3 protein-coding genes are annotated in these 2,883 nt (G+C 62.3%); all 3 read left to right on the plus strand.

Features of this window, described 5'->3' with window-relative positions; all coding sequences use genetic code 11:
* The first annotated feature begins 1,217 nt into the window (after positions 1-1,217).
* The 3 genes from ACFWV2_RS32980 (at position 1,218) to ACFWV2_RS32990 (ending at position 2,796) form a co-directional block, all read left to right on the plus strand.
* Positions 1,218-2,036: a hypothetical protein gene (locus ACFWV2_RS32980; protein WP_384411092.1), complete on the plus strand. Its 819-nt coding sequence runs from the start codon at positions 1,218-1,220 to the stop codon at positions 2,034-2,036.
* 317 nt (positions 2,037-2,353) lie between these two features.
* Positions 2,354-2,683, plus strand: coding sequence for an ATP-binding protein (locus ACFWV2_RS32985; protein ID WP_384411095.1), 330 nt, complete (start codon positions 2,354-2,356; stop codon positions 2,681-2,683).
* A complete protein-coding gene (locus ACFWV2_RS32990) occupies positions 2,650-2,796 on the plus strand; it encodes a hypothetical protein (protein WP_384411098.1) in 147 nt (48 codons plus the stop codon). The genes ACFWV2_RS32985 and ACFWV2_RS32990 overlap by 34 nt, the downstream gene beginning before the upstream one ends.
* The last annotated feature ends 87 nt before the right edge of the window (positions 2,797-2,883 follow it).

Raw genomic sequence — 2,883 nt, forward strand, 5'->3', positions numbered from 1 at the left:
TCCCTGGACACCTCACGAACCACCGGCTGAGCACCTCGCCAGCTCGGCAGGCAGCTCCGCACTCGCATCCGAGATCTTTGCGGGACATCCCTTAGCGCAACAGGTGTGGTGCTATCGCTGGTTTGAGTGATGAAGGCTGGCGGGACCGTCCACTGCCAGGCTGCTTCAGCTAGGAGCATTCCGATGGCTTCATGCACGGCGGGGCAGGTCCTCACCCCCGCTGTACTCATCGGGGCCAGGACAGACCCCGGTGCGAGTGAGCACCTGCTGCTAATTGGGGGAACCGGGCTTGTGTTCCCGGGTGCTTGCAGCGAGTCCTCGGCCAATCTGATGGTGTGAGCACCATCAGAAGCGAGCCATCTGCTGGCGGAAGTAGCGGTGCGCCAGCACGCATCGCTCTGTCACTATCAGGGGGTGGCTACAGGGCCACGATCTTCGCGGCAGGCGCGATGCTTGCCGTGGCCGACTCTTCACTGCGAACCTGCGTGACTTCCGTGAGTTCGGTGTCTGGCGGCAGCATCGCGTCGGCAGTCACAGTTGGGGGGTTCGCGGAGCCCAGCGATGAAGACCCCGATCCCATGGGGCGACGCGTCCGCCTTCTGGCTGGTCTCGTACAGACCCAGGAGATTCCCACTGAAAACCTAATTAGCCTCGCGAAGAAGGTCCCTCAGGGGCTCACAGTCATGCTGTTGGTGGCCTTCGTGTATCCCGGGTGGCGCACTCCCCCCGAGCCGCAATTCGCCGTATTTGGCCTGTTGATGCTCTTTGCAATCATTTGGTGCACCAGATACGGGACCACTTCGCTCAACGCATTTTCTGCCAGCTGGTACGCCGTGCAGCGGGCAGTCGAGACACTCCTATGGCATGCACGTGGCGCTTCAGGCTCAAGTCACGGTACTACGCTAGCTGAAATTGCGGCGGACGAGGAGACGCGGAGGATTTTCTGCGCGACTGACCTCAGCACGGGGTCCCACGTGTATTTCACGCCGGGTCGCGTACTCACTCCAACTGAGGTAGGTCGGGACCCGAACGTCTTTGTCGCAGACGTAGTCGCAGCTTCTGCTTGCTTTCCCGGCTTCCGGCCGGTTGTGTTTCAGCGTGCCGAGCTGGGACTCTCCGACGGCACCCCGCCCGATCAGCCTAGGCGTCACCATGTAGGACGGCGCTGGTTGGTGGGGTTCGGGGCTGCGATCGGGCTCTCAACAGCAGCGGCTGGCGTGATTCTGCGCATTTTCGGTCCTCTCGACGCGGGCTGGGCCGGCTTGTTCCTGGCGGCGCTCCTGCTCGTGTACGGCGGCGCTGTGGCGATGTTCTGTGCCCGGGCTCTGTGGATCCGCGGCGACCTCACCCTCGTTGACGGCGGTGTCTGCGACAACCTGGGGCCTGCCTTCGCCCTCCTCTCGAAGGATGACCGCTATCCACAGCTACCCAAGCTCGCCGGAGCGGACGTTCCGGGGTTGATGCTGGTGGTTGACGCGTCGAAGCCGTTCGCCTTGCTCAACAAGGGCTGGCGCGGCTTGGGTGAGCTGATCCCGCTGCGTGTACGGGGCGCTCAGCGGTCGGTACTCAAATTGCTGGGAAATGCGAACTCCATGGCCCGCAAACACGTCATCGCACTGCTCCTTAGTGCTGAGGGGCCGACAGTCGGTGCCATCGTTTCCATTGGGGATATCCCTGAACCGGACGGGGGACTGGATTGGCTGGCTATGGTCGAGCAAGTGAAGAAGATTCCGACGACCTTGGACGCCCTAAATGCCGATTCTGTTGGCGTTTTGTTGATGCAGTCATATCGACTCACGCAGTCCGTGCTCAGTGCATATGGGGTGGCGTCAATCAGGCGGCGCTCTGCTGAAGAAATCTGCGCTCTGGCCGAGTCATCTGCCGCTAAGGAGATGGTCAAGGTTCTCGCGAAGCCGAGAGGTCCATACGCTCGCCTGTATGCGCGTGTTCGTCTGATCTCTTTCACTGTAACAGCCATCCTCTCGGGCGCAGTTTCTTATGTAATTCTGTTTCGGGTTTTCGGAAACCTTTGGTAGCAGCAGAGGGCGGCTGCCCGACCTTGGATTTCGTTGATGACCGCGCGATCCGCTTCGAAGCAGTTGCCGACCGCCTCCGAGCTCGGTTCGGGCAAGCCGCAGTAATCCAGCTACAGCACTGCTTCGGTAAAGGCCGAAGTGGGATCATGGAGCGCACTGCCCCGCTGATGGGTAAGGGGTACCCGGGAACCTTGAAGAGCGGGTCAACCGCGTGTTCAACCCCGACGTCTCCGTTCCTGGCCCGTGCCGCATCCAGTTCCTCCGTCCGTTCGCCGAGCTCGCCCCGCTTGTCGGCGAGGTCCTGTTCGAACAGGGCGATGTTGCTCGTGATTCTGAAGCTGTCCTTCCTTGGTGATTCGACCCTCCCCGCAGTCGGGGGCGGCCTCGATGAGTTCCTGGCACCGTTGTCCGCGACGTCGGAAGTCCGGTTCGATGTCCGTGTCGCGGTCTTTGAGGCCGTCCTCAACGCACTGCTGCATGCGGGCAGCGAAGGTGAGGTCGCCGCGACGCTGGAGCTCACGGTGGACGGTGACTGGATCGTGGCAACGGTCACCGACAACGGTCCCGGATTCGATCCTGGGGCCGTCCCCGCCCCCCCCGCACTGGCGGCAGTCTGCGTCGTCCCCACGGCCGGGGCCTCTTCCTGATGCGCCAGCTCATGGACAGTGTCGACTTCATCTTTCCCGAAAGCGGCGGGACCCGCGTCATTCTCCGCCGCGCCCTTCACCCTCACGGTCCGACACAACGTCGGTCGCCTTAGACCGTGTCCTATGTGGTGAGGCGGATGAGTCGTTTGTAGCAGCAGATGGCTGCGGCGAGGCCAAGAAAGGCCAGGTAGTTGCGTGGA

Source organism: Streptomyces sp. NPDC058671 (assembly GCF_042716475.1).
GTDB lineage: Bacteria > Actinomycetota > Actinomycetes > Streptomycetales > Streptomycetaceae > Streptomyces.